The organism is Nonomuraea monospora, from assembly GCF_039531895.1.
Classification (GTDB): domain Bacteria; phylum Actinomycetota; class Actinomycetes; order Streptosporangiales; family Streptosporangiaceae; genus Nonomuraea; species Nonomuraea monospora.
Genome location: NZ_BAAAQX010000019.1, coordinates 85,852 through 109,615, shown reverse-complemented (window position 1 = coordinate 109,615; position 23,764 = coordinate 85,852). Strand labels below are relative to the sequence as shown.

The 23,764-nt window shown below is 72.6% G+C and carries 23 protein-coding genes; 12 read left to right on the top strand and 11 right to left on the bottom strand.

Going from position 1 to position 23,764, the window contains the following annotated elements; translation table 11 throughout:
* The first annotated feature begins 7 nt into the window (after positions 1-7).
* The 6 genes from ABD331_RS32465 to ABD331_RS32440 all read left to right on the top strand — a co-directional run bounded on the left by ABD331_RS32465 (position 8) and on the right by ABD331_RS32440 (position 6,220).
* On the top strand, positions 8-1,456 hold the full coding sequence (locus ABD331_RS32465; protein ID WP_344483068.1) for a BTAD domain-containing putative transcriptional regulator: 1,449 nt from the start codon (positions 8-10) through the stop codon (positions 1,454-1,456).
* Between the two features lie 53 nt (positions 1,457-1,509).
* Complete coding sequence (locus tag ABD331_RS32460) at positions 1,510-3,285, top strand: NAD+ synthase (RefSeq protein ID WP_344483065.1); 1,776 nt, start codon at positions 1,510-1,512, stop codon at positions 3,283-3,285.
* A 185-nt stretch (positions 3,286-3,470) separates the two neighbouring features.
* Complete coding sequence (locus tag ABD331_RS32455; protein ID WP_344483062.1) at positions 3,471-3,875, top strand: ArsR/SmtB family transcription factor; 405 nt, start codon at positions 3,471-3,473, stop codon at positions 3,873-3,875.
* Positions 3,872-4,360 (top strand): SRPBCC family protein, encoded by a 489-nt coding sequence (locus ABD331_RS32450; RefSeq protein ID WP_344483060.1) that lies wholly within the window; start codon positions 3,872-3,874, stop codon positions 4,358-4,360. The genes ABD331_RS32455 and ABD331_RS32450 overlap by 4 nt, the downstream gene beginning before the upstream one ends.
* Before the next feature lie 37 nt (positions 4,361-4,397).
* Positions 4,398-5,489: a hypothetical protein gene (locus tag ABD331_RS32445; protein ID WP_344483057.1), complete on the top strand. Its 1,092-nt coding sequence runs from the start codon at positions 4,398-4,400 to the stop codon at positions 5,487-5,489.
* Positions 5,486-6,220 carry a GNAT family N-acetyltransferase gene (locus ABD331_RS32440; protein WP_344483055.1) on the top strand — a complete coding sequence of 245 codons (735 nt, stop codon included), beginning with the start codon at positions 5,486-5,488 and terminating at the stop codon, positions 6,218-6,220. Before ABD331_RS32445 ends, ABD331_RS32440 begins: the two co-directional genes overlap by 4 nt.
* A gap of 45 nt (positions 6,221-6,265) precedes the next feature.
* Here ABD331_RS32440 and ABD331_RS32435 read toward each other — a convergent pair whose 3' ends face one another.
* Positions 6,266-6,898 carry an SDR family NAD(P)-dependent oxidoreductase gene (locus ABD331_RS32435; RefSeq protein ID WP_344483053.1) on the bottom strand — a complete coding sequence of 211 codons (633 nt, stop codon included), beginning with the start codon at positions 6,896-6,898 and terminating at the stop codon, positions 6,266-6,268.
* Positions 6,899-6,979: 81 nt separating this feature from the next.
* On the opposite strand from ABD331_RS32435, the gene ABD331_RS32430 reads away from it, so the two are divergent.
* Positions 6,980-7,345 (top strand): MerR family transcriptional regulator, encoded by a 366-nt coding sequence (locus tag ABD331_RS32430; protein ID WP_344483051.1) that lies wholly within the window; start codon positions 6,980-6,982, stop codon positions 7,343-7,345.
* Between the two features lie 128 nt (positions 7,346-7,473).
* Here ABD331_RS32430 and ABD331_RS32425 read toward each other — a convergent pair whose 3' ends face one another.
* A complete protein-coding gene (locus ABD331_RS32425; protein ID WP_344483048.1) occupies positions 7,474-7,611 on the bottom strand; it encodes a hypothetical protein in 138 nt (45 codons plus the stop codon).
* Positions 7,612-7,777: 166 nt separating this feature from the next.
* On the opposite strand from ABD331_RS32425, the gene ABD331_RS32420 reads away from it, so the two are divergent.
* Entirely contained in the window at positions 7,778-8,674 is an 897-nt protein-coding gene (locus ABD331_RS32420; protein ID WP_344483045.1) for a PP2C family protein-serine/threonine phosphatase, read from the top strand.
* A gap of 122 nt (positions 8,675-8,796) precedes the next feature.
* On the opposite strand, the gene ABD331_RS32415 is transcribed toward ABD331_RS32420, so the two are convergent.
* Complete coding sequence (locus ABD331_RS32415) at positions 8,797-9,525, bottom strand: TetR/AcrR family transcriptional regulator (RefSeq protein ID WP_344483042.1); 729 nt, start codon at positions 9,523-9,525, stop codon at positions 8,797-8,799.
* An 84-nt stretch (positions 9,526-9,609) separates the two neighbouring features.
* Here ABD331_RS32415 and ABD331_RS32410 point away from each other — a divergent pair, with 84 nt between their 5' ends.
* Complete coding sequence (locus ABD331_RS32410) at positions 9,610-10,554, top strand: ATP-binding cassette domain-containing protein (protein ID WP_344483039.1); 945 nt, start codon at positions 9,610-9,612, stop codon at positions 10,552-10,554.
* On the top strand, positions 10,551-11,330 hold the full coding sequence (locus tag ABD331_RS32405; protein WP_344483036.1) for an ABC transporter permease: 780 nt from the start codon (positions 10,551-10,553) through the stop codon (positions 11,328-11,330). The genes ABD331_RS32410 and ABD331_RS32405 overlap by 4 nt, the downstream gene beginning before the upstream one ends.
* 12 nt (positions 11,331-11,342) lie before the next feature.
* Here ABD331_RS32405 and ABD331_RS32400 read toward each other — a convergent pair whose 3' ends face one another.
* The 6 genes from ABD331_RS32400 to ABD331_RS32375 all read right to left on the bottom strand — a co-directional run bounded on the left by ABD331_RS32400 (position 11,343) and on the right by ABD331_RS32375 (position 19,068).
* Positions 11,343-12,662: a hypothetical protein gene (locus tag ABD331_RS32400; RefSeq protein ID WP_344483033.1), complete on the bottom strand. Its 1,320-nt coding sequence runs from the start codon at positions 12,660-12,662 to the stop codon at positions 11,343-11,345.
* Positions 12,659-13,099, bottom strand: coding sequence for a cupredoxin domain-containing protein (locus tag ABD331_RS32395; protein ID WP_344483030.1), 441 nt, complete (start codon positions 13,097-13,099; stop codon positions 12,659-12,661). Before ABD331_RS32395 ends, ABD331_RS32400 begins: the two co-directional genes overlap by 4 nt.
* A complete protein-coding gene (locus ABD331_RS32390; RefSeq protein ID WP_344483027.1) occupies positions 13,096-15,243 on the bottom strand; it encodes a right-handed parallel beta-helix repeat-containing protein in 2,148 nt (715 codons plus the stop codon). The genes ABD331_RS32395 and ABD331_RS32390 overlap by 4 nt, the downstream gene beginning before the upstream one ends.
* Before the next feature lie 142 nt (positions 15,244-15,385).
* The gene (locus ABD331_RS32385) at positions 15,386-15,988 is read right to left on the bottom strand and encodes a TetR/AcrR family transcriptional regulator (RefSeq protein WP_344483024.1); all 603 of its coding nucleotides are present in this window, start codon (positions 15,986-15,988) and stop codon (positions 15,386-15,388) included.
* Between the two features lie 100 nt (positions 15,989-16,088).
* Entirely contained in the window at positions 16,089-17,651 is a 1,563-nt protein-coding gene (locus tag ABD331_RS32380; RefSeq protein ID WP_344483021.1) for an MFS transporter, read from the bottom strand.
* A 127-nt stretch (positions 17,652-17,778) separates the two neighbouring features.
* Positions 17,779-19,068 carry an MFS transporter gene (locus tag ABD331_RS32375; protein ID WP_344483018.1) on the bottom strand — a complete coding sequence of 430 codons (1,290 nt, stop codon included), beginning with the start codon at positions 19,066-19,068 and terminating at the stop codon, positions 17,779-17,781.
* Positions 19,069-19,214: 146 nt separating this feature from the next.
* Here ABD331_RS32375 and panB point away from each other — a divergent pair, with 146 nt between their 5' ends.
* Positions 19,215-20,045 (top strand): 3-methyl-2-oxobutanoate hydroxymethyltransferase, encoded by an 831-nt coding sequence (gene panB / locus ABD331_RS32370; protein WP_344483015.1) that lies wholly within the window; start codon positions 19,215-19,217, stop codon positions 20,043-20,045.
* Between the two features lie 112 nt (positions 20,046-20,157).
* On the opposite strand, the gene ABD331_RS32365 is transcribed toward panB, so the two are convergent.
* Both ABD331_RS32365 and ABD331_RS32360 read right to left on the bottom strand, forming a co-directional pair.
* Positions 20,158-21,087 carry a threonine/serine dehydratase gene (locus ABD331_RS32365; protein ID WP_344483013.1) on the bottom strand — a complete coding sequence of 310 codons (930 nt, stop codon included), beginning with the start codon at positions 21,085-21,087 and terminating at the stop codon, positions 20,158-20,160.
* A gap of 11 nt (positions 21,088-21,098) precedes the next feature.
* Positions 21,099-22,271, bottom strand: coding sequence for a trans-sulfuration enzyme family protein (locus ABD331_RS32360; RefSeq protein WP_344483010.1), 1,173 nt, complete (start codon positions 22,269-22,271; stop codon positions 21,099-21,101).
* 59 nt (positions 22,272-22,330) lie between these two features.
* Here ABD331_RS32360 and ABD331_RS32355 point away from each other — a divergent pair, with 59 nt between their 5' ends.
* Complete coding sequence (locus tag ABD331_RS32355; RefSeq protein ID WP_344483007.1) at positions 22,331-23,752, top strand: aminotransferase-like domain-containing protein; 1,422 nt, start codon at positions 22,331-22,333, stop codon at positions 23,750-23,752.
* Positions 23,753-23,764 lie beyond the last annotated feature (12 nt).

Genomic DNA, 23,764 nt, shown 5'->3' with positions numbered 1-23,764 from the left:
GCCTGAAATGCTGACCTTCACCGCTCTCGGACCGTTCCAGGCCTGGGCCGACGGCGCCCCCCTCGACCTCGGCGGCCAGCGGCAGCGAGCGGTGCTCGCCCGCCTGCTCGTCGCCGGTGGCCGCGCCGTGCCCGTGCACACCCTCATCGACGAGCTGTGGCCGGGCGACCCGCCGGCGCAGGCCCTGTCCACCATCCAGGGTTACGTCTCCCGGCTGCGCCGCGCCCTGGAGCCCGGCCGCGCGCCCCGTGAGGAGGCCGGGGTGCTGGTGTCCGCGCCGCCCGGGTACGCGTTGCGCGCGCGTACCGAGCAGGTGGACGCCTGGCACTTCGAGAGCCTGGTCAAGTCCGACGGCACGCCCGCGCAGGTGTGGGCGGCCATGGACACCGCGCTGGAGCTGTGGCGCGGCCCGGCGCTGGCCGAGTTCGCCGAGCTGAGCTGGGCCGCGACCGAGGCGGGGCGGCTGGAGGAGTTGCGGCTGATCGCCGTCGAGCGGCGCGCGGACGCCGGGCTGGCGCTGGGCAGGGCCACGGCGCTGGTGGCGGACCTGGAGGCGCACGCGACCGCGTACCCGCTGCGGGAGGAGGCGTGGCGGCTGCTGGCCGTGGCGCTCTACCGGATGGGGCGCCAGGGCGACGCGCTGGCGGCGCTGCGCAGGGCGCGCGCCGTGTGGCGGGACGAGCTGGGGCTGGACCTGTCGGCCGGGCTGAAGCGGCTGGAGGCCGACATGCTGGCCCAGCGCCTGGAGGAGCCCGCCGAGCCGGTGGCCGACCTGGGGGCCGGTCCCGGGGCGGACGGCGGGGTGCTGCGCGTGCTGGTGGCCGACGACCAGGCGCTGGTGCGTACCGGGCTGAAGGCCATGCTGGACAGCGAGGCCGGCTTCGCGCTGGCGGGCGAGGCGGCCAACGGCGAGGAGGCGATCACGGGCGTCCGCGAGACGCGGCCCGACGTGGTGCTGCTCGACATCCAGATGCCGCGCCTCGACGGCCTGGCCGCCGCCCGCAGGATCCTGGCGGGCGAGCAGCCGCCGAAGGTGGTGATGATGACCACGTTCGGCAGCGACGAGAACCTGTACGCGGCGTTGCGGGCCGGGGTGAGCGGGTTCGTGCTGAAGACGTCGCCGCCCGAGCAGATCCTGGCCGCGCTCAGGGCCGCGGCGGCCGGGGACGCGCTCATCGACCCCGCCGTGACCACGCGGCTGATCTCGGCGTTCACCGGGCGCACCGACCCGGCCTCGCCGCCGGCGCTCGCCGGGCTCCCCGACGACCGGCTGGACGTGCTCAAACTCGTCGCCAGAGGTCTGACCAACCGGCAGATCGGGCAGACCCTGGCGTTGCCGGAGGAGGAGGTGGGGCTGGTCGTGAAGTCGCTGCTGGAGCACCTCGGGCTGTTCGACCGGGCGCAGCTCGTGATGGCGGCCTACGAGTCCGGCCTGGTCACCCCGGGAGGGAAATGAGCTACTTTTCGTCGCTTTGACGATAAAAATCGAGGCGTACTAGGCTGTTTGACGTGGCTCAACTCCGCATTGCCCTGGCACAGACGAACCCGACCGTCGGCGACCTGAGCGCCAACGCCGACAAACTGATCGCGTGGACCCGCGACGCGGCGGAGCGCGAGGCCCATCTCGTGGTCTTCACCGAGATGTTCCTCACCGGCTACCCGGTGGAGGACCTCGTGCTGCGCACCTCCTTCGTGGACGCCAGCATCCGGACGCTGGAGGAGGTGGCGCGCAGGCTCCTCGACGAGGGCCTGGGCGACCTGCCCGTGGTCGTCGGCTACGTGGACCGCGCCGGCCTGGCGCCCCGGGTGGGCCAGCCCAAGGGCGCCCCGCTCGACGCCGCCGCGCTGCTGCACAAGGGCGAGGTGGTCACCCGCACAGCCAAGCACCACCTGCCGAACTACGGGGTGTTCGACGAGTACCGCTACTTCGTGCGCGGCGACCGGCTGCCGATCTTCCGGCTGCACGGCGTGGACGTCGCGATCGCGGTGTGCGAGGACCTCTGGCAGGAGGGCGGCCCCGTGTCCGTCGTCGGGCAGGCGGGGGCCGGGCTGCTGGTGGCGCCGAACGCCTCGCCGTACGAGAAGGACAAGGACGACGTACGGCTGGAGCTGTGCGCCCGCCGGGCCCGCGAGGCCGGATGCGGCCTCGTCTACGTCAACCAGATCGGCGGGCAGGACGAGCTGGTCTTCGACGGCGACTCCATCGTGGTCAACGCGGCGGGCGAGCTGGTCGCGCGCGGACGGCAGTTCAAGGAGGAACTGATCGTCGTGGACCTCGACGGCCTGCCGGTCTCCGAGGCCGAGCCGGGCACGTACCCGTACGACGCGGGCGACGGCTCCACGATCACGGTCGAGCGCCTCGTGCTGTCCTCCGAGCCCGTCGCCGCCTACCCCGCCGTGCCCGCCGTCATCCCGCAACCGCTGGACGTGCACGCCGAGGTCTACTCGGCGCTGGTCCTCGCGGTGCGCGACTACGTGGCCAAGAACGGCTTCCAGTCCGTCATCCTCGGCCTGTCCGGCGGCATCGACTCCGCGCTGACCGCCACCATCGCCTCCGACGCCATCGGCCCCTCCCGCGTCAACGTGGTGCTCATGCCCTCCCGATACTCCTCCGACCACTCCCTGGCCGACGCCCAGGAGCTGGTGCGCAGGCAGGGCGTCAACGCCCAGGTGGTGCCGATCGCCGACATCGTCAACGCCTTCGAGAAGGAGATCGACCTGTCCGGCCTGGCCGCCGAGAACCTCCAGGCCAGGGTGCGCGGCATGATCCTGATGGGCCTGTCGAACGAGAACGGGCACCTGGTGCTGACCACCGGCAACAAGAGCGAGCTGGCCACCGGCTACTCCACCCTCTACGGCGACTCGGCCGGCGGGTTCGCGCCGATCAAGGACGTGCCCAAGACGATGGTGTGGGAGCTGGCGCGGTGGCGCAACGCCAACTCCGACCCCGGCTTCCTGCTCGACGCTGAGCGGCCGATCCCGGAGAACTCGATCACCAAGGAGCCGAGCGCCGAGCTGCGTCCCGACCAGCGGGACACCGACTCGCTGCCGCCGTACGAGGTGCTGGACCGGCTGCTGGACGACTACGTCGAGAAGGACATGGGGTCGCAGGAGCTGATCGCGGCCGGGCACGATCCGGCGCTGGTGACGCGGGTGATCCGGCTGGTGGACCTGGCGGAGTACAAGCGGCGGCAGTATCCGCCCGGCCCGAAGATCACGCCCAAGAACTTCGGGCGTGACCGCCGCCTGCCGATCACCAACCGGTGGCGGGAGAGCACCGGCTGACCCTGCGCCGTCGCCGCCGTCGCCGCCGGCGGCCCGAGCTGACGCGCGCCCAGCAGCCCCGCCGCCCTCGCCGCCCTCGCCGCCCTCGCCGCCGTCGCGGAGGAGGGCGGCCGGGCAGTGTCCTGACGGGAGCTGCGTGCTGCGCCGCCTTGAGTACGCGTAACCAGTAGGTTACGCTTCCTGGTGTGGACGAGGCGGAGTCACTGTCGGGCTTGGACCAGGTGGCGGGGGCGGTCGCCGATCCCGTGCGGCGGCAGATCCTCATGCTGCTGCTGCACGACGGCCCCCTACCGGCCGGGGAGATCGCCGAACGCTTCGCGATCACCCGCCCGGCCGTCAGCCGCCACCTGCGCGTGCTCAGGCAGAGCGGGCTGCTCGACGCCGAACTCGTCGGCCGCCGGCGCCTCTACGCCCTCGACCCGGGCCCGCTCGCGGAGCTGATCGCCTGGCTCGGCCAGTTCGCCCGCCCCACCGGCTGGGAGCACCGCTTCGACGCGCTCGAGACCGAGGTGTACCGCACGCGGCGCGACCGCCGTACCGCAGCAGGAGACGCCTCGCACGGCGTCGCCGGACAGGAGAGCACCGCATGAGCCCCATCCCCACAGGCCGGCTGTTCAGGACCGGCGACGGCACCGACCTCGTCCTCACCCGCACCTTCCGCGCCCCGGCAGGCGACGTGTGGGCCAGCGTCACCGAGCCCGAGCGCACCGCCCGCTGGTTCGGGCCGTGGGAGGGCGACGCGGCGCCCGGCCACACGGTCAAGGTGCGGCTGGTCTTCGAGGACCAGCAGCCCTGGTACGACCTGCGCATCGACGCCTGCGAACCACCCCGCCGCCTGGCCGTCTCGTCGCTGGACGAGCACGGGGCCTGGCGGCTGGAGCTGCTGCTGGAGGAGGTGGACGGGGTGACGGAGCTGCGGTTCGTCCAGCATCTGGACACGGAGGAGGGCGTCGGGGAGATCGGGCCAGGGTGGGAGTACTACCTGGATCTGCTCGTCGCGTCCCATGACGGCTCCGGCGGGGTGAGCTTCGACGACTACTACCCGTCGATGCGGGAGCACTACCAGAACCTCTGACCCCGATTCTGTCGGTGGCTCCTGGCACAGTGGCCGCGTGGCTCAACCGCTCAAAGACATGATCAACGTCCACTCGGTCTCGGTGCTCGCCGACGGGCTGGCCGCCGCCTGGCCCGCGTTCCCCCGCGCCCGCTTCACCTCGCAGGCCCTGACCGGCCTCGACGGCCTGGAGCTGAAGGCCCGCGTCACGCACGTCTCCACGGCCCTCCACGACGCGCTTCCCCTGCCCTACCCGCAGGCCGCGGCGTACGTCCGGGAGTCCGCGGCCAGGCTGAACATGTGGAGCGGCTGGCCCGCCACCGAGCACACCGCCGCCAGGGGCCTCGACCACCTGCACGCCGCGATGGAGACGCTGGCGGCGCTCACCCCGTACGCGACGGGCGAGTTCGCCGTCCGCCCCTACCTGGAGCACCACCGCGACGACGCCATCAAGATCATGTACGGCTGGGCGGAGTCGCCCGACGAGCACCTGCGCCGGCTCGCCTCGGAGGGCTCGCGCCCCCGCCTCCCCTGGGCGGGCCGCGTCGGCTGGCTGATGACGCCGGGCCCGACGCTGCCCCTCCTCGACCGGCTGCGCGACGACCCCAGCGAGTACGTCCGCCGCTCGGTCGCCAACCACGTCAACGACCTGGCCAAGGACCACCCCCAGGTGGCGCTGGAGCTGCTGGCGGGATGGCGCGCCGCGGGCGGCTCCCACGTCGAACGGGTGCTCCGGCACGCGGTTCGCGGCCTGCTGCGCGCCGGCCACCCGGAGGCCCTCACCCTGGTCGGCGCCACGCCGGGCAGCGGCGCGGTCGACAAGCTGTCCCTCGACTCGCCGACCGTGGCGGTGGGCGGCAAGCTGTCCTTCACGGTCACGGTGAGAGCGGGGGCCGCGGGGCCGGTGCTGCTGAAGTACGCCGTGCGGCGGGCGGGCTCGCGCCGCGTCTTCCACCTGGGGCAGCGCGACGCCAGCGGCGCCGGCGACACGTTCACCCTGCGCAAGAGCCACTCCTTCCGCCCGGTCACCACCCGCGACGAGCCGCCGGGCGAGCGGGAGCTCGACGTGATCGTCAACGGTAGGGTGGCCGCGACCGTCCCGTTCACGCTGACCGGGTCCGGGGAGCTGCGGCCGGAAGGAGCTCTGTGACGGGCGAGACGCGGGACATCGACCTGCTCCGGATCGAGCTGGGCGTCGTCTGGCGCCTGGACGAACGCGGCCGCCTGCCGGGTCCCGAGGACATGGTGATCGCCGTGGCGTCCGACGGCATCACGGCGGCCGTCGCGAGCGCCGTGCCGGACGACCTCGCCACCCGCCTCCTCGCCCTCGTCACCCCGCCACCGCCCCTGGCCCTCGTCGCCCCGCCACCGCCCCTGGCCCTCAGCACACCGCCGGACGTGCTCGGGGCCTGCCGCGACCTCCTCGGCGGCGAGCGGGTGTCGGTGACGGGCGGCCCCACCTACCTCGCGACCCCGCCCCTCCACACCACCGTCGCCGCGGACGTCCTCAGATCGGACTCACCCGAGCACGTCCAGCTCGCCCGCTCCTTACCGCGCCCCTCCTCCTGGGAACCCGACGAGTGGGACAAACTCACCACCTGCAGCGCCGGAACACCCTGGGCCATGGTCGCCGAGGACGGGCAGGTGGTCTCGATCTGCCACAGCGCCCGCCGCACCCCGCTGGGAGCCGAGGCAGGCACCTGGACCTCCCCGCCGTACCGCGGCCGAGGCTACGCCGCCGCCACCACGGCCGCCTGGGCCGGCATGCTGCCCGGAATGCACGTGTTCTACAGCACGAGCGCGGACAACCACTCGTCCCAGCGGGTCGCCCAGCGCCTGGGCCTGCGCCCCCTCGGCTGGTTCTGGCACCTCACCACCTGACGCCCGCCGGTGTTTCTGGCACCTCACCACCTGACGCCCGCCGGCTCACTGCCCGGTGCCCGCGTGCACGACCTCCCGCTCCCACGCCTGCCTCGGCTGGACGTGCAACCGCCAGTAGTGCTCGGCGATGTCGTCCGGATCGAACGCCGTCCCCGGCGCGACGGCCCCGGCCACGGTGACGCTCGCCGCGTGAACCCCCGACGGCCCGAACTCCTCATCCACCATCGCCACCACCGCCCGCACCCCGGCCTTGCCCAGCGAAAGGCTGACATATGCCGCCTTCGGCTCAGGCATCCCCCCGGTGACGAGGAACGTGCCGCTCCCCCGCCGCGCCATCGCGGGCACCACCTGCGAGGCCGTCACCAGCGCCCCCACCACGTTCACCGACCAGGCGCCGAGCTGCGCCCGCGCGTCCACCTCCCTCAGCGTGTCCGGGCGGATGATCGCGGCGTTGTAGACCACCACGTCCGGCGTCCCCATCTCGCCCGCCGCCGCGTCCAGCGCCGCACGCAGCTCACTCTCGTCGCCGCAGTCGGCCCGGTACGTACGCACCCCGCCCAGCCCCAGATCGCCGCCGCTGCGCGAGACCAGCCCCACCTCCAGCCCTTCCTTCGCGAACCGGCGTGCCACAGACCGCCCGATTCCCGGCCCCGACCCGACGATCACCGCTCCAGGCATGGATCCGCTCCTTCACGTTGTTGCGTTGCATGACGCTCGCGACGGTAAGGCGTCACATCGATGTGAAGGTCAAGGGAGCTCATGAGGATCGGTGACCTGGCCCGCGAGACCGGGGTGAACAGGCGGCTGCTGCGCTACTACGAGGAGCAGGGCCTGCTGCGGCCGGCGCGGCTGCCCAACGGCTACCGCGAGTACGGCGACGCGGACGTGACCGCCGTCCGCCACATCCGCACGCTGCTCGCCGCCGGGCTGCCCACTGTGGTCATCGCGCGGCTGCTCGACTGTGTGCATGACGACGGGGAGCGGATGGTGCCGACCGCCTGTCCGGGGATGGTCGCCAGCCTGCGGCGGGAGCGCCGCCGGATCGCCGCGTCGATCGAACGGCTGCAGACGTCTCAGGAGGCGCTCGACAGCATGCTCGCGACGGTCCTGAAGCAACCCGGCTGACCACCCCGCCGACCAGTCGGCCGCCCACCACCAGCAACGCGGCCCGCCGCCGAGAGCGCAGCCCGCCACCAGCAGCAGCGTGGCCCAACTCCGGCACCACAGCTCGCGGCCAGGAGCGCGACGCAGACTCAGCACCCCCGCCCGCCCTGCGCACCCCAGCCCGCCACCAGCAGCGGCGCGGCTTGCTCCAGCGCCGCAGCCGCCACCAGCAGCAGCGTGGCCCAGCTCCCGCACCGCAGCTCGCGGCCGAGAGCAGCGTGGCCCAACTGCGGCACCGCAGCTCGCGGCCAGGAGCGCGACGCAGACTCAGCACCCCCGCCCACCTTGCGCACCCCAGCCCGCTTTGCGCGCCCCCGCCCGCCACCCGCGCGTCGCTTCGTCGTCCCTCCGCCTGCGGCGTCGGCCGCCGGCGTCTGGGACGATCGTGGGGCCATGACGGAATCGACCCCCTGTGTCTCGTGCGGCGGCACCGTGGCCCCCGACGGCCACTGCTGGGACTGCGGCACCTCGCAACCGGCCTTCCGCTCCCACGTAGAGCTCACGGCGGACGGCGGCGCGGCCGGTGTCAGCGACCGGGGCCTGCGGCGGGCCGTGAACGCGGACGCGATGTCCCTGTCCCGGGTGGGCGAGTGGACGGTCGGCGTGGTGTGCGACGGCGTCTCGATGTCGGCCCGCCCCGAACGCGCCGCCCAGGTGGCCGCCGAGGCGGGCGCGGCGGCGACGATCGCGCTGCTGCGCGCGGGCGCCCTGCCGGAGACGGCGCTGGCGGAGGGCGCGATCCGGGCGGGCCACGCAGTCTCAGCCCTCGCCCGCCCGCTCAGAGCCACGGAAACACCAGCCACCGCCCCGCCCTCCACACCTCCGAGCGACCCGTTCGCAGTCTCTCCCGCCTGCACCTACGTCGCCGGCATCACCACCCCGACCGGCATCTGGACGTGCTGGATAGGCGACAGCCGCGCCTACTGGCTCCCCCACGAGGGCATCCCCATGACCCTCACAGAAGACGACACAGGCGACCACGAAGCCCTGTCCGCCTGGTTGGGCGCCGACGCCGCCGCCCCCGACCCGCACCTGCGCAGCTACCACCCCCACACCCCTGGCCTCCTGCTCCTGTGCACGGACGGCCTGTGGCGCCACCTACCCACCCCCGGCTCCCTACAGGCCCACACCGCAAGCCTCCGCGAAGAGCCCATCACCGCGGCCCGCGCCCTGGTGACGCACGCCCTGACCGCAGGTGGCCAGGACAACATCACCGCCCTGCTCCTCCCAGCCGGCCCTCGATCCCATCGAGAGGGGCGTCTGGGGCAATGCGGCGTTCCTGGCGGATGAGGGACGGAAGGAAGCGGAGATCGCCAAGTATCTGGGGCGGTGGTCGCTCTACGGGGATGACGAGGTGGCGGCGGCGGTGGGCGAGCGGCCCCGGGCGGGTGCGGCGGCTGCTCACCGAGCAGCTACTGCCCGCCGACGTGGCCGCCTGAAGCGCGCCGCGCGATGAGCTGCTCCACCCCGTCGAGCAGCAGGTCGAGGCCGAAGCGGAAGTCCTCGTCGTGGATCCAGCCCTCGGCGCCGCGGAAGGCGCCGCCGCGCACGGCGGCCGACAGCGCCGGGTAGGTGGCGGGGTCGAGCACCTCCACCAGCACCTCGCCGTAGTCGAAGGCGCCCTCGATGCCGGCCTCCGCCATCTCCGGGAAGCCGCTGCCTGCCGCCTGGGCGATGGCCGCGTCGGTGAGCGCGTAGCCGGTGAGGGTGCTGGCGACGTTGATCATCTCGCCCTCGTCGAGGCCCGTGCCGTCGAGGGCGGCCAGCGCCCGGTCCAGCCAGAGCAGCCGCCGCGGCCCGAGTGGCGGAGCGAACTGGGTGATCGGCAGCACCCAGGCGTGCCGCAGCACGAGGTCGCGCTGGAGCCGCGTCCAGAGGGCGAGGTAGTCGCGCCAGGGCCGGCCGGACGGGTCGGGCGGCTCGGGGGCGATGGCGTCGGCCATCAGGACGAGCAGGTCGTCCTTGCTGCCGATGTACCGGTACAGCGCGGTCGCCGCCACCCCCACCTTGGTGGCCACGCTGTTCATCGACACCCCGGCGAGCCCTTCCGCGTCGGCCAGCTCGATGGCGGCGGCGGTGATCGTGGCCAGGTCGAGCCGGGGCCTGGGCCCCCTGCGCGGCACCGGCTCGCGTCCCCACATCCGCCGCAGTATGGGGGGCAACCGGTCCTCGGCCATCGAATTCCTCCTTGACTCGCTCCTAGGATTCTGCATTATGTTGAAACTATGAACGTCATACACAGTAAGTCATTCACAGATGCTATCCTCGCCAGAGGGCTCACCAAGTCCTTCCGCGGCAACAGCGTGCTGGCCGGGATCGATTTGACCGTCCCCACCGGCTCGCTGCTCGCGCTGCTCGGCCCCAACGGCTCAGGCAAGACGACGACCGTGCGCATCCTGACCACCCTGCTCGCCCCGGACGGCGGCACCGCCACGGTGGCGGGGCACGACGTGGCTCGCGAGGGCGCGCAGGTGCGCCGCGCCATCGGCCTGACCTCGCAGCAGGCCACCGTGGACGCGTTGCTGACCGGCAGGGAGAATCTGGAGCTGTTCGCCGGGCTCTACCACCTGGGCCGCGACCGGGCCAGGCGGCGGGCGGGCGAGCTGCTGGAGCGCTTCGACCTGACCGCCGCCGCCGACCGCCGGGCGGACACGTACTCCGGCGGCATGCGGCGGCGGCTGGACCTGGCCGCCAGCATGGTGTCGGCGCCGCCGATCCTGTTCCTGGACGAGCCCACCACCGGCCTCGACCCGCGCAGCAGGGCCGAGCTGTGGTCGGTGATCCGCGAGCTGCTCGCCTCCGGCACCACCATCCTGCTGACCACCCAGTACCTGGAGGAGGCCGACCACCTCGCCGACCGCGTCGTGGTCATCAACGGCGGGCGGGTCGTCGCCGACGACTCCCCCGCCGCGCTCAAGCGCCAGGTCGGCAGGGAACGGCTGGCCCTGCGCCCGGCGCGGCCCGCGGACCTGTCCCGCGCGGGCGCCGCCCTGCCGGGGGCGTACGTCGACACCGAGGCCGGCGAGCTGACCCTGGCCCTGCACGGCCCCGACCACCTGCGGCACGCGCTGGAGCTGCTGCACGGGGCGGGCATCCCGGTCGAACGCGTCGAGCTGCGCACCCCCACCATGGACGACGTCTTCTTCGAGCTCACGGCGGCCGCGGCATGAGCGTCCCCGTCACCGCCGCCGGCGACCTGCGCCGCCTCGTCGTCCGCGACCTGCGCCGCGACATGCGCGTCCTGGACGGCCTGATCGTCAACACGGCGCTGCCCGTGATCATCATGGTGCTGTTCGTGTACGTGTTCGGCGGCGCGATCACGACCGGCTCCAGCGGCCTGGCCTACATCGACTTCGTCGTCCCCGCCGTCCTGCTCATGTCCGGCGGGTACGGCGCCGCGCTCACCGCCGTGACCATCGCCGAGGACCTGAGCGGCGGCATGATCGACCGCTTCCGCACCCTGCCGATCAGCGGCTGGGTCGTCCCGGCCGGGCACGTGGTGGCCTCGGTGATCCGCAACGTGGCGTCCTCGGCCATCGCGCTGGCCGCCGCGCTCCTGCTCGGCTTCCGCCCCGACGCCTCGCTCGCCGACTGGGCGCTGGTGCTGGCCCTGGTGACCGGGTACGTGCTGGCCATGTCGGCGCTGGCGGCGGTCTGGGGGCTGCTGGTCAGCTCGCCCCAGGCGGCCGGGGCGTTCAGCTTCTTCGTGCTGTTCCTGCCGTACGTGTCGGACGGCATCGTCCCGGCCCAGACCATGCCCGGAGTGCTGCGGGAGTTCGCCTACAACCAGCCGCTGACGCCGATCATCGAGACCATGCGGTCGCTGCTGCTGGGGCTGCCGATGGGGTCGTCGGGGGCGGTGGCCACGGCGTGGCTGGCGGGGACGGTCGCGCTCTGCGTCCCGGTCGCGGCGATGCTGTTCCGCCGCAGAACCGCCTCACGCTGACCCCGCACCCTCTTACGCCAGGAGCAGGGTCAGGCCGCCCGTCGTGTAGCAGATCATCAGCACGAACAGCGGGATCTGGCCCGCCACCGCCCGCGCGGGCGGCAGCAGCCTGACCGACCGGTCGTGCGCGGCCACCACGCCAGCGACGTGGCCGAGCACGATGGCCAGCACCTGCACGGTGGCGATCGTCCCGGGGGCGACGGCGTTCTGGTCCACCTCCGCGTCCAGGCCCAGCGCCAGGATGATGGCGTGCCTGCCCTCGATGACCAGCAGCGAGAAGTAGTGCGCGATCAGGTAGCCGACGGCGATGGGCAGCAACGAGTGCGCGAAGCGGCCCGCCAGCCCCTTCGTGCCGCCGATCAGTCCGGCCGCGAAGAGGCAGGCGGCGTACAGCACGGCCACGCCCGCGATGGCCGCCAGCAGCCCGATCGTGCCGAGGCCCGCGCGCCCGCCGAACGGGCCGGACTGCAGGGCGTTCACCCAGGCGGGGCTGGTGGAGAAGCCGTCGTAGGCGGTGCTGCCGAGCAGCACGCAGACCGTGGCGACCAGGCCGGGGGCCGGGGCGACGGCGTCCAGGCCGTCGAACGGGTTGCGCAGCACGCGACCGCCGTCCGCTCGCCGACCGAGGGGGGACATCTGGCCGATCAGGGTCGAATACGCCTCGAACGGGTCGCCGTGTTCCAGCCAGGCGTGGCCGTACACAAGGGTGCCGGTGAGCTGCGCGGCGGCGTACAGACTGAGGAAGATCAGCAGGGTCAGAGGTGCGGCGGGCTCGGGCGCGACCAGCTCCATCCAGGTGAACGCGAGCAGGCCCGCCGCCGCGGGCCACAACCCCAGCCTGGCGGGGTACGGGCGGCGCGGGCGGTCGGGCAGCAGCCGGAACGGGTTCAGCGCCCGCCACACGGGGCCGAGCAGCAGCGACGCGGGCACCAGGCCGACCCAGAACAGCACGTACACCAGGTACGGGGCCGCGTTCTCGGTGGCGGGGCCGAGGATGAGCCAGGCCAGGGTGTAGACGGCGGCCATCAGGGTCAGGACGCGGGCCGTCCTGGTGGCCTTGCCGCCGGTGACGGGCAGGGTGACGGGGCGGCCGGCGAGATCGCCGCGGAAGCGGGAGTCGGCCCAGAGCAGGGCCAGTGCCAGGAACGAGACGACCAGCGCGGCGAACGCGCCCGCGTAGGCGTAGAAGATCGGGATCGGCAGGTCGGACCGCTCCCCAACACCATGCGCCAGAACGCCCGCCGTCACCGGACCGCCGACGAGCCCATCCGCCGTCGGCAAGCCCGTCACCGGGCCGCCGGCCAGCCCGCCCGCCGTGAGCAAGCCCGTCACCGGACCGCCAGTTGGGTGAGGACCAGTTTGGCGCGGTGGGTCTCCACCTGGAACACGCCGGTCAGGTCCGCCGTGAACCGGACCGTCGCGGGCACCCCCGGGCGCAGCTCGGCGGCGAGGTCGTAGCCGTGCACGTGCAGCTCGTCGGGCACGTCGCTGGTGACGGTGATGGTGAACTGCCTGCCCTGGCGCACCTCCAGCCAGCCGGGCGGCGGATCGACCCGGCCGTTCGCGATGGTGATCTCGGCGTCCGCCCGTTCGCCGGGCACGCCGGTCGCCACCGCGTGGCTGTTGCCGGGGTCGCGATGCGTCCGCGACAGCGGCCCGCAGCCGGTGACGGACAGTACCGCCAGAACGAGGCAGCACGCCAGCACACCCCCGCCCCACGCGCAGCCCCGGCCCGTAAGCCGCGCCCGACCCAGTGGCGCGAGCCTCACCTGGGCACCTCGGCCTCGGCGGGCTGCTCAGCCGCCGCACGCGCCCGCCTCGGCGCCAGCACGACCACCGCCCACAACACCCAGACCCCGGTGACCAGCCCCCGGATCCACCCCGGCCCCAACGGAATGACCGGAATCAGGTACACCAGCCGATCAAACGCGTCCAGACAGGCCAGCACCCCCACCACGATCGTGAACCAGCCGAACACCGGCCGCCCCGCCCGCAGCGCCGACCCCAAGCACAGCCACCACGCCCCCATCAGCAACAACGCCGCCCCGGTCTGCGCCGGGCTGCCGACGGCCGCGGCCACGACGTCGAGCACCAGCCCGAGCCCGCCCGCCACGGTCCCCGCCACGATCAGCCGATGCCGCCGCCGCGCCTTGCTCTCCTCGACGGCTCGCTCACCGCCGCGTTCCCCGTCCCCCTCGGCGCCTCGCTCGCCACCGCGCGAAACGTCCCGCGGCCGGTCCACCTGCCGGACCGCCTGTCGCGACCGCCACCAGAACAACCCCGCCAGCAGCCCCAGCACCAGCGATCCCCCCAGCGCGAGCTGCGTCTCCACCTTGCCCAGCCCCGAAGCCCCGAACCAGTCACATCCAGCGGGCAGCCGCGCCTGCGCCGCACTGAAGTCGGCGCACAGATACAGCTTGACGAGCTTGACCGGCTCGGCCAGCAGCCGCCGCGTCCCACCCGACAGCTCGGGCGCCGTGGCGGCACAGACGGGCAGCACCACGGGTGAGGACGGCCCAGCGTCCGCCTGCCAGCAGTTGCCGCTGCCCTGCCCGTCCCACCACACGTCCAGCCCGTTCGGCCGCAGCTCCCCCGCCGGGCTGACGCCGAAGACGTTGCGCTCGTAGCGGTTGAAGTCGGACGTGTCGGCCTGCTTGGCGAGGTCCTCCTCACCCCTGATGAACGCCGGAACCCCGAAGAGCTGGAACCCCGCCCGCCGGTGCCCCCAGACCTGGTTGTTCGAGAACACGTTGTAGTTGCCGCCCGCCACGATGACGCCCGTGCCCGGCGGCACCCCCACCTGCGAGCACACGACGCCCCGCTCGTAGCCGCGCTCGGCGGCCGGCTTGGCGCAGGTGCCGTCGCGGGTGTGGCGGTAGTAGTCGCGGTTGTTGTCGTAGATCTTGTTGTTCTCGAACTTGGCGTGGTTCTGCGGCAGGCCGGGGTGGGAGGGCCAGAGGCTGTCCATCGTGGCGCCGACCATGTTGTCGTAGAACTCGTTGTCGTGCACCCAGAGCGAGTCGCCCGCGGTGCCGGAGTAGCCGAGCGCGTTGTCGTGGCTCTTGCAGCGGCGGATCTCGATGGCGTAGCGGGGGACGTCGTGGCCGCGGCCCTCGTTCAGGTTGGAGGCGCTGCCCGGGTAGAGGCCGCCGTCGCCGTTGCCGTACGCCTCGCAGTCGGTGTAGAGGCCGTGGTCGCTGGCGAAGGTGAGGAAGCCGTACTCGTCGTTCCAGCGGGTCAGGACGCGGTCGATGACGAAGCCGTCGGTCTCCAGCACGTACAGGGAGTTGAAGGTGGTGCGCTGGGCGGTGAGGTTCCTGAAGTAGACGCCGTCTGCGCGGTCGGCGCGGACGGCGTTCAGCTTGGTGTACTCGGCGTCGATGACGACGTCCAGCGGGCCTGCGCCGGTGCCCTCGATCTGGAGGTCCTGCTTGCCGAGGATGGCGACCAGGTTCTGGTTGTGCGGGCACTGGAGCTGCTGCTCGTAGCTGAGGATCTGGTATCCCCAGTCGGACCAGCGGGCGGCCAGGCGGGCGCAGGCGCCGGTGGGGGCGGGGCGGCTGGGCTCCTCGCGGTAGAGGCCGGGCAGGATGGCGATGGTCATCCCGGGCCGGTTCACCCGGTCCACGGCCTCCTGCACATGCCGAAGCCCCGTTTCCTGACATTTCGCGAACAAGTCGAGATTGCGTGCTTTGAGGTCGGCCGGAAATTGGGCGATTCGACGTTCAAAATCATCTTTATCGGTCTTACAGACCAGCAGGTCCGGCTCGCCCTGGCGCAGGACCGGCACCGAGCCCGTGCCGTCGGGGAACGTGACCGGGCGCTCCTCGTGGGCCAGGGCCGCGCCGGCGCCTGCCACCAGCAGGCCCGACGCGAGCGCGACGATGGACGCGAGCTTCCGCAAGTGGCCCATGGCCGGAGATTAGAACAAGGCTCACGTTCTGCCTAGGCCGAAAGATCCGGAAACAATGGCGCCCCGCGAAGCCGGCCATCCGAGCGACTTCGTGGGGCGAACCAGGATGCTATCCCGGCCGCCTACATTTCTTCTGCAGACGTCACGGGGCCATTCCGGCCAGGGCCGCGTCGACGACCCGTTCGGCCAGGTCGAGCGAGAGGTCGCCCGCCGGGCCCCACTTGGTGTGCCACAGCATCGTGCCGGAGATCATGGCCTGCGCCATGTCCACGTCGAGGTCGGCGCGGAGCTCGCCGGAGGCGACGCCCCGCTCGATCACCTCGCGCATCGCCTTGCGGCGGGGCTCGACGGCCCGCTGGAGAAAGCGTTCGAAGAGCTGGGGATAACGGTCGGCCTCGCTCATCGCGATGTTCATCACGCAGCGGCTGCGGGCCTGGCCGTGCTCCCTGCGCATCGCGTCGACCAGGGCGACCAGGTCGTCGCGCACGGACGTGCCCGCCAGCGGCGGCAGCGGCGCCTTGAGCGTGGACAGCGCGTCGACCACCAGGTCTTCCTTGTTGCCCCAGCGGCGGTAGATCGTGGTCTTGCCGACGCCAGCCCGCGCCGCGATCGCCTCGATGGTCAGCTCGGACACTCCCATGCCCTCGCCGATCAGGTCGAGCACCGCCTCGACGATCGCCTTCTCGGCCTTCTCGCTGCGCGGACGGCCCGCGGGGCGGGCAGTCCCGGATTCCTGGATGGTCATCGCGGCCTCACCATACCTCGCCGGCGCGCTCGCGCCGGACTTCAGGGCGGCAGGTCGCGTACGCGCCGCCCGCTGATCGCTCCATCGGCCCGGCCGCCCCTCATCCTCGGGACGACGTCAGCACCGGCTCCTTCTGCTCCGCGTGCTTGGCGGAGCTGGGCTTGCCGGGCATCCACCGAGCCACCACCCCGATGCCGACCAGCCCGATCACGGCCGACACCAGCGCGGTGACGTGCATGCCGTCCACGAAGGCGGTGAACGCCGGCTGCACCAGCGACTGCCCCTTCGCGCCCAGCTCCTGCACGACCGCCATGGTCGCCATGATCGACTCACCGGCCGCGTGCCGCACGCCCTCGGGCAGGACGGCCAGCGCGGGCTCCATCCCGCCCCGGTACTGCGACGACAGCACCGAGCCGAGCACCGCCACGCCGAGCGCGCCGGACACCTGCCGGACGGTGTTGCTCATCGCCGAGCCGACCCCGGCCTTCTCCCTGGGCAGCGACTCCATGATGGCCGTCGTCGCCGGCGGCATGATGTTGGCCATCGCGGCGCCCTGCACGAAGAAGATGACCTCGATGAGCAGGATCGGGGTGTTCATGTCCATCAGCGCGTAGCTGCCGAGGGCCAGCGTCACCACCACCATGCTGACGGTCGCCGAAAGCTTGGCGCCGAACCGCTCGTTGATGCGCTGGCTGAGCGGCGCGAAGATGAGCTGCGCGGCGGCGAACGGGATCATCAGCGCGCCCGCCTGGATCGGCGTGTACCCCCGCACGATCTGCAGGAAGAACGTGAGGAAGAACATCCCGCCCATCATCGCGAAGAAGACGATGCCCATCATGCCGATGGCCGAGCTGAAGCGCACGTTGCTGAAGCTGCGCACGTCGAACACCGGGTGGTCGATGCGCCGCTCCCACCACACGAACACGCCCAGCACCGCCACCCCGACCAGCGTCGGGACCAGCACCTCCGCGCTCGCCAGCGTGGCCAGCTCGCCGCCGCGGATGATGCCGTACACCAGGGCCACCAGGCCGATGATCGACAGCACCACGCCGACCGGGTCGAGCCTGGACGGCTTGGGGTCACGCGACTCGGGCACCACGATCGAGATCAAGATCATGCTGATCACCACGATCGGCACGTTGATCAGGAAGACCGAGCCCCACCAGAAGTGCTCGATCAGCAGGCCGCCCGTGATCGGGCCGATCGCCACCGCGAGCCCCACGCCACCGGCCCACACGCCGATCGCCTTGCCCCGCTCGGCCGGTGGGAACACGTTGGAGATGATCGCCAGCGTGGCCGGCATGATGGCCGCGCCGCCGATGCCCATCGCCGCCCTGGCCAGGATGAGCTGCATCGGGTCCTGCGCGTAGGCGCTGGCCAGCGAGGCCAGGCCGAACAGCAACATGCCGATGAACAACATGCGCTTGCGACCTGTTCGGTCGCCGATCACGCCGAAGGTGAACAACAAGCCGGCGAAGACGAGCGTGTAGGAGTTGATCGCCCATTCCAGCTCGCTCTGGGTGGCGCCGAGCCCGACCGTCTCGTCGGCGATGGTCTTCATCGCGACGTTGAGGATCGTGTTGTCGAGCACTACCGCCAGCAGGCTGAACACGAGCACGCCGAGGATGCCCCAGCGGCGTGGGTGTCCTGCGTTCGGGTCCATGGGGGTGTCCTTAATTTCGATACGGGTAAGTTTCGCAACGCCACCGTATCGGAAGGTATTCCGATACGCAACGGTCCCGTTTCGTAAACCTCCGGTAAACTCTCGGCGCCGCGGGAGCGGCCCCCGCTCACTCCCGCGGCGACTCCCCCGTCCCGACCGGCTCGTCCGTCCCCCTGACGGCCGCAACCGGCTCGACCGGCTCGCGCTCGGCCAGCTCAGCCACCTCCTGCTCCAGCGACCTCCCCGGCCCGGCGCCAGGACGCCGACGCCAGAACGGCAGGGCGACCAGGACCATGGCCACCCCCACCACCCCGGCCAGCACGAACGCCCACTCCGGCCCCGCCCCGTCGATCACGGCGCCCGCGATGGGAGCCGACGCGGCCCCGCCGATCAGCAGGGCGGTGCCGTGGAAGCCCATGGCCTCGCCCCGGGCCGCGCTGGGCACCCACCGGCTGAGCGCGTCCACCGTGGACGACAGCGACGGCGCGCACAGCAGCCCGGCGGGCAGGAGCGCCAGCACCAGCCAGTGCCACCCGCCCCCGACCAGCCCGACCGGGATGGTGAGCACGCCCATGGCGGCGATCAGGGCCAGCGGCGAGAAGCCGCGCGACAGCCCGCCGTACACGAAGCCGCCGACGAGCGAGAACACGCACCAGATGGCCACCGCCAGCCCGACCCACACCGTCTGACCGGCCTCGTTCATGGTCGCGACCAGGGAGAGCTCGGTCGCGGTGAGCACGAACGTGGCGGCAGCGGCCGTGCCGAGCAGCGCGACGAACGCGGGCGTGAGCCACTGCCGCCTCGGCACCTGCACCGTCTCCGCCTTGAGCTCCTCCGCCGAGCGGACCGGCGGGTTGAGCAGGATCAGCCCCACGCCCGCCAGCGTCAGGCCCACGCCGATGGCGGTCAGCGTCACGCCGCTGCCGAACGCCGTGATGCCCGCCACCGCGAGCGCCGGCCCCACCATGTACGACATCTCGACCAGCATCGAGTCGAGCGCGAACCCGCTGCGCCGCTGCTCGACCGGCACCATCGCCGCCAGGCACTGCCTGGTCACGCTGAACACCGGCAACGCCAGCAACCCGGCCGGCACCGCCGCCGCCAGCAGGACGGGGAACGGCATCGCCCACGCGCTCGCCCAGAACGCCGCCTGCGCCACGGTGGTGACCGTGAGCACCGGACGCAACCCGTGCTTGTCGACGAACCTGCCCGACAGCGGCGAGCCGATGGCCGACCCGATCGTGCTGGCCATGGCGATCAGCCCTGCCGGGCCGTACCCGAGCCCCATCACCTCCGCCACGTGCAGGGTCAGCGCCATGCCCACGGCCGTGGCGGGCATGCGGGCCAGCAGCCCCACCAGGAGCAGCGTGGGGACGCCGGGGATTTTGAGCAGACGTCGGTAAGGGTCGAGAGCCATGGTGTGTCGTTACCTCCGACGTTGATTCTGGCAAGAGGCACTGACAGTTTCGCCACAGGTTTTCCTGCTATGGCACGCGTGACATCATCGGAAGGAGTCCGGGGACGCCACTGGGGCGCCTCGAGACGTTTCTGGAGGGTTTACGCATGTCCTCTTCCACCACGCTGTACGGCGGCGTGTCCGGGCGCCGCGTCACCGTCCGCGACCTCACCGGCGCCAAGCAGCGCGGAGAGCGGTGGCCGATGGTCACCGCCTACGACGCGATGACGGCGCGGGTGTTCGACGCGGCGGGCATCCCTGTCCTGCTCGTGGGCGACTCGGCCGCCATGGTCGTCTACGGCTACGACTCCACGCTCCCCGTCACGGTCGACGACCTCCTGCCGCTCACGGCCGCCGTCGTGCGCGGCTCCTCCCGCGCCCTGGTCGTCGCCGACCTGCCGTTCGGCTCCTACCAGGCCTCGCCGCAGCAGGCGCTGGAGTCGGCGGCGAGGTTCATGAAGGAGGCGGGGGCCCACGCGGTCAAGCTGGAGGGCGGGCGGCGGGTGCTGCCGCAGGTCGAGGCGCTGGTCTCGGCGGGCGTGCCCGTGATGGCGCATCTCGGGCTGACGCCGCAGTCGGTCAACGTCATGGGCGGTTACCGCGTACAGGGGCGGGGGCAGTCCGGTGACGAGCTCATGTCGGACGCCAAGGACCTGGAGCGGGCCGGGGCGTTCTCGGTGGTGCTGGAGTGCGTGCCGGCCGATCTGGCGCAGCGGGTGACGACGTCGCTGGCGATCCCGACCATCGGGATCGGGGCGGGGGCGCAGACCGACGCCCAGGTTCTGGTGTGGCAGGACCTGATGGGGCTGACGCCGCACCCTGCCCGGTTCGTGAAGCAGTACTCCGATCTGGCCGGAGAGATGGATCGGGCGGTGCGGGCGTTCGCCGACGATGTGGTGTCGGGGGCGTTCCCAGCGGCGGAGCACACGTACAGCTGAGCACGTACAGCTGAGCGGGCGGGCGCGCGTCCGGCGACCGTCTCGTGCGGGCACGGGCGCGGGCGCGCGTCCGGTGGCCGTCCCGTGAACGGGGGACGGCCACCCGGCGCGGTCAGCCGGTGGTCAGTGTGGCCGGGTCGGTGTTCGAGCCGCACACCACCACAGCCACCCGCTCACCGGGCTCCGGCCGATAAGCACCCGACATCACCGCCGCGTAGGCCGCGGCGCCGGCGTGCTCGGTCACCAGCCGATGCCGCTCCCACAGCTCCCGCCGCGCCGCCACGATGGCCTCGTCCGGCACGAGCACGCTCTCGACCCGAGGCGAGGCCAGCACCTCGAACGCCAGCCCCCCGATCTTGCTGGCCCCCAGCGCGTCGGCCCCCACGCCGCTGACCCCCACCTGCACCGGCGAGCCCGCTTCGAGCGCCGCGTGCAGGGTCGGGATCAGCTCGGGCTCGACGGCCACGATCTTCGGCCCGCCGGACGAGCCCGCCGTCCCGAGGGTGATCCCGGCCGCGAACCCGCCTCCGCCGACCGCCACCACCACGGTGTCCACCCCGCCGGTCTGCTCGATCAGCTCCAGCCCCGTGGTGCCCTGCCCGGCCACCACCTCGGCCTGGTCGTAGGCGTGCACCGGCAGCGCCCCGGTCTCGGCGGCCCGCTTCGCGGCGGCTTCTGCGGCCTCGGAGTAGATGGCCCCGGTCTGCGTGATGTCCGCGCCCAGCGCCTTCAGCCCCGCCACCTTGACCGCGCTGGTCACCTCGGGCACGAAGATCTCCGCCCGCACCCCGAGGGCCCGCGCCGCGAAGGCCACCGCCAGCCCGTGGTTGCCACCGCTGGCGGCGATCACCCCGCTCTCCGGCACCTCGCCGGCGGACAGCATCCGGTTGAACGCCCCCCGCACCTTGAAGGACCCCGAGTGCTGCAGCAGCTCCAGCTTCAGCAACATCCCGGGCGAGGTCTCGATCACGGGCGTGCGCAGGACGTGCCCGGCGATCCGCTCAGCGGCCGCCCGCACGTGGGCGTGGGTAACAGTGGTCACGGCGTCCAAGGCTATGCCAGGGCCTGGGACACGTCGGCCCACAGGTCGTCGGGATGCTCGATGCCGACGGCGATGCGCACGGTGCCCTCGCCGATGCCGCTGCGCCGCAGCTCCTCCGCGTTGAGGGAGCGGTGGGAGGTGGTGGCGGGATGCAGGACGAGCGTCTCGACGCCGCCGAGGGACGGGGCGAGCAGCGCCAGGCGTACGGAGCTCATGAACCGCTCCCCCGCCTCCCGCCCGCCTGCCAGGTCGAACGAGAACACCCCGCCGAACCCCGACAGCAGCTTGCCCGCCAGCTCGTACGACGGGTGCGTGGCCAGCCCCGGCCAGTGCACGGCCGTGACGGCGGGGTGCTCGGCCAGCCGGGTGGCCAGGTGGCGGGCGTTGGAGCAGTGGCGTTCCATGCGCAGCCCGAGCGTCTGCAGCCCGCGCAGCGTCAGCCAGCTCGCGAACGGGTCGGCCGAGGCCCCCAGCTCGATCGCGAAGTGCCACAGCTCGTCGTACAGGCCCCGGTCGGCGAGAACGACGAGGCCGCCGACCACGTCGGTGTGCCCGGACAGGTACTTGGTGGTGGAGTGGACGACGATGTCCGCCCCGTGCTCGAACGGGCGGCACAGCAGGGGCGTGGCGAACGTGTTGTCGACCACGGACAGGATGCCGAGGTCGCGGGCGGCCTCGCACATGCCGGGCAGGTCGGCCACCAGCGTCATCGGGTTGCTGATGGTCTCCAGGTAGACGAGCCGGGTCTCCGGGCGGACGGCGGCGCGCAGGGCGGCGGGGTCGTTCTCCGGCACGTAGCTGACGGTGATGCCGAACCGGGCGACCAGCTCGTTGATCATGGCGGCGGTGCCGCCGTACAGGGAGCTCTGGGCCACGAGGTGGTCGCCGGGCTTGAGCAGGCCGAGCAGGACGACGTTGATGGCGCCCATGCCCGAGCCGGTGGCGATGGCGTGCGCGCCGCCCTCCAGGCCTGCCACGGCGAGCTCCAGCGAGCGCACCGTCGGGTTGCTGTAGCGCCCGTACACGTACGCCCCGTCGGGGCGCCCCATCGACTCGGCCATCACGGCCGGGTCGTCAAAGACGAAGCCGGAGGTCTGGTAGATCGGCACCGTGATCGGGCGGCTGCCCTCGATGGGCGGCTGCGGAAGGTGCACGGCCCTGGTCTCGGGGCGGAAATCGTTCATGTTCTCAGGATGTATCGCCAAGAGACCCGACATGAGAGCCAATACGGCAGAATTGGTCCATGGCTGGGGCCAATCTCGATGATCTGGTCGATCTGCTGGGCCGCTGGGCGTCCGGGCGCGGGCCGCTGTACCTGCTGCTCGCCGCACGCCTGCGGGCGCTGATCGACGACGGCGTGCTGGCTCCGGACGAGGCGCTGCCCCCTGACCGGGTGCTGGCCAAGCGGCTGGCGGTGGGCCGGGGCACGGTGGTGGCCGCGTACGACCTGCTCCAGCAGGAGGGCCGGCTGGTGCGCCGCCAGGGCAGCGGCACCAGGGTCGCCCCGCTCGACCTGCCCGCCACGCGCGCGGCCGACGGCGTGGCGGCCAACCCGCTGCTGCTGCACATCCTGCATCCGCCGGACAACGTGCAGCTCCTGACGTGCGCCGCCCCGCACGACCCGCCGCCCGCGCTGCAGGAGGCGTACGCCGAGGCCGCCCACCGGCTGACCTCGCTGCACGAGATGGGGTACCAGCCGGCGGGCAACCCGGAGCTGCGGGCGGCGCTGGCCGCGTACTACACCGGCCGCGGCCTGCCCACGACGCCCGACGAGATCATCGTGACGACGGGCGCCCAGCAGGCGCTCACCCTGCTCACGGGGCTGCTGGTGGCGCCGGGTGACACGGTGCTGGCCGAGACGCCGACCTATCCCGGCGCGCTGGAGGCGTTCAGGCACGCGGCGGCGGTCGTCAGACCGGCCGCGAGCGTCGAGGACGTGCGCGGGCAACCGGCCCTGGCCTACTTCGTCCCCTCGGTGCGCAACCCGGACGGCGCGATCATGGACAATCCGTCCCGCAGGCGGCTGGCCACGCTGGCGGCCGAGCACGACGTGCCGCTGATCGACGACGAGGTCCGCGCCGAGCTGTGCTTCTCGGGCGAGACGCCCGCGCCGCTGGCGACGTTCCACCGGGGCGAGCACGTCATCACGGTCGGCTCGCTGAGCAAGCTGGTGTGGGGCGGGCTGCGGGTCGGCTGGGTCCGCGCGGCGGCCCCGCTGGTCTCGCGGCTGGCCAGGCTGCGGGCCGTGCACGACCTCGGCGGCGAGGTGATCAGCCAGCTCGCCGCCGCCGCGCTGCTGCGCCGCCTGGACGAGGTCCGCGCCGGGCAGCTCGCCACGCTGCGCCGCCGCCACGACCACCTGTGCGCCGAGCTGACCGCCCGCCTGCCGTCCTGGACGTTCCAGCCCGCGCTCGGCGGCCAGACCATCTGGGTACGCGTCCCGCACGGCGACGTCGACTCCTTCTCCCAGGTGGCGCTCAGGCACGGCGTCGCGGTGCCGCCCGGCCGCTCGTTCGACCCGCTGGGCGCCTACGCCGATCACCTGCGGCTGCACTTCCTCTTCCCCGAGGACGAGCTTTCGCGGGCGGTGAACAACCTGGCCGCGGCCTGGGCGTCCTATGACGGAGCGGGCAGAACGGTCTCCCGCCACCCCCTCGTCGTCTGAAAGGCTGGATGC

Coding starts and splice junctions, on each gene's coding strand:
- ABD331_RS32420 (WP_344483045.1), top strand. CDS start 7,778: ATGACGGAATCGACCCCCTGTGTCTCGTGCGGCGGCACCGTGGCCCCC.
- ABD331_RS32390 (WP_344483027.1), bottom strand. CDS start 15,243: ATGGGCCACTTGCGGAAGCTCGCGTCCATCGTCGCGCTCGCGTCGGGC.
- ABD331_RS32435 (WP_344483053.1), bottom strand. CDS start 6,898: ATGCCTGGAGCGGTGATCGTCGGGTCGGGGCCGGGAATCGGGCGGTCT.
- ABD331_RS32405 (WP_344483036.1), top strand. CDS start 10,551: ATGAGCGTCCCCGTCACCGCCGCCGGCGACCTGCGCCGCCTCGTCGTC.
- ABD331_RS32415 (WP_344483042.1), bottom strand. CDS start 9,525: ATGTGGGGACGCGAGCCGGTGCCGCGCAGGGGGCCCAGGCCCCGGCTC.
- ABD331_RS32380 (WP_344483021.1), bottom strand. CDS start 17,651: ATGGACCCGAACGCAGGACACCCACGCCGCTGGGGCATCCTCGGCGTG.
- ABD331_RS32465 (WP_344483068.1), top strand. CDS start 8: ATGCTGACCTTCACCGCTCTCGGACCGTTCCAGGCCTGGGCCGACGGC.
- panB (WP_344483015.1), top strand. CDS start 19,215: ATGTCCTCTTCCACCACGCTGTACGGCGGCGTGTCCGGGCGCCGCGTC.
- ABD331_RS32355 (WP_344483007.1), top strand. CDS start 22,331: ATGGCTGGGGCCAATCTCGATGATCTGGTCGATCTGCTGGGCCGCTGG.
- ABD331_RS32450 (WP_344483060.1), top strand. CDS start 3,872: ATGAGCCCCATCCCCACAGGCCGGCTGTTCAGGACCGGCGACGGCACC.
- ABD331_RS32385 (WP_344483024.1), bottom strand. CDS start 15,988: ATGACCATCCAGGAATCCGGGACTGCCCGCCCCGCGGGCCGTCCGCGC.
- ABD331_RS32410 (WP_344483039.1), top strand. CDS start 9,610: ATGAACGTCATACACAGTAAGTCATTCACAGATGCTATCCTCGCCAGA.
- ABD331_RS32375 (WP_344483018.1), bottom strand. CDS start 19,068: ATGGCTCTCGACCCTTACCGACGTCTGCTCAAAATCCCCGGCGTCCCC.
- ABD331_RS32360 (WP_344483010.1), bottom strand. CDS start 22,271: ATGAACGATTTCCGCCCCGAGACCAGGGCCGTGCACCTTCCGCAGCCG.
- ABD331_RS32430 (WP_344483051.1), top strand. CDS start 6,980: ATGAGGATCGGTGACCTGGCCCGCGAGACCGGGGTGAACAGGCGGCTG.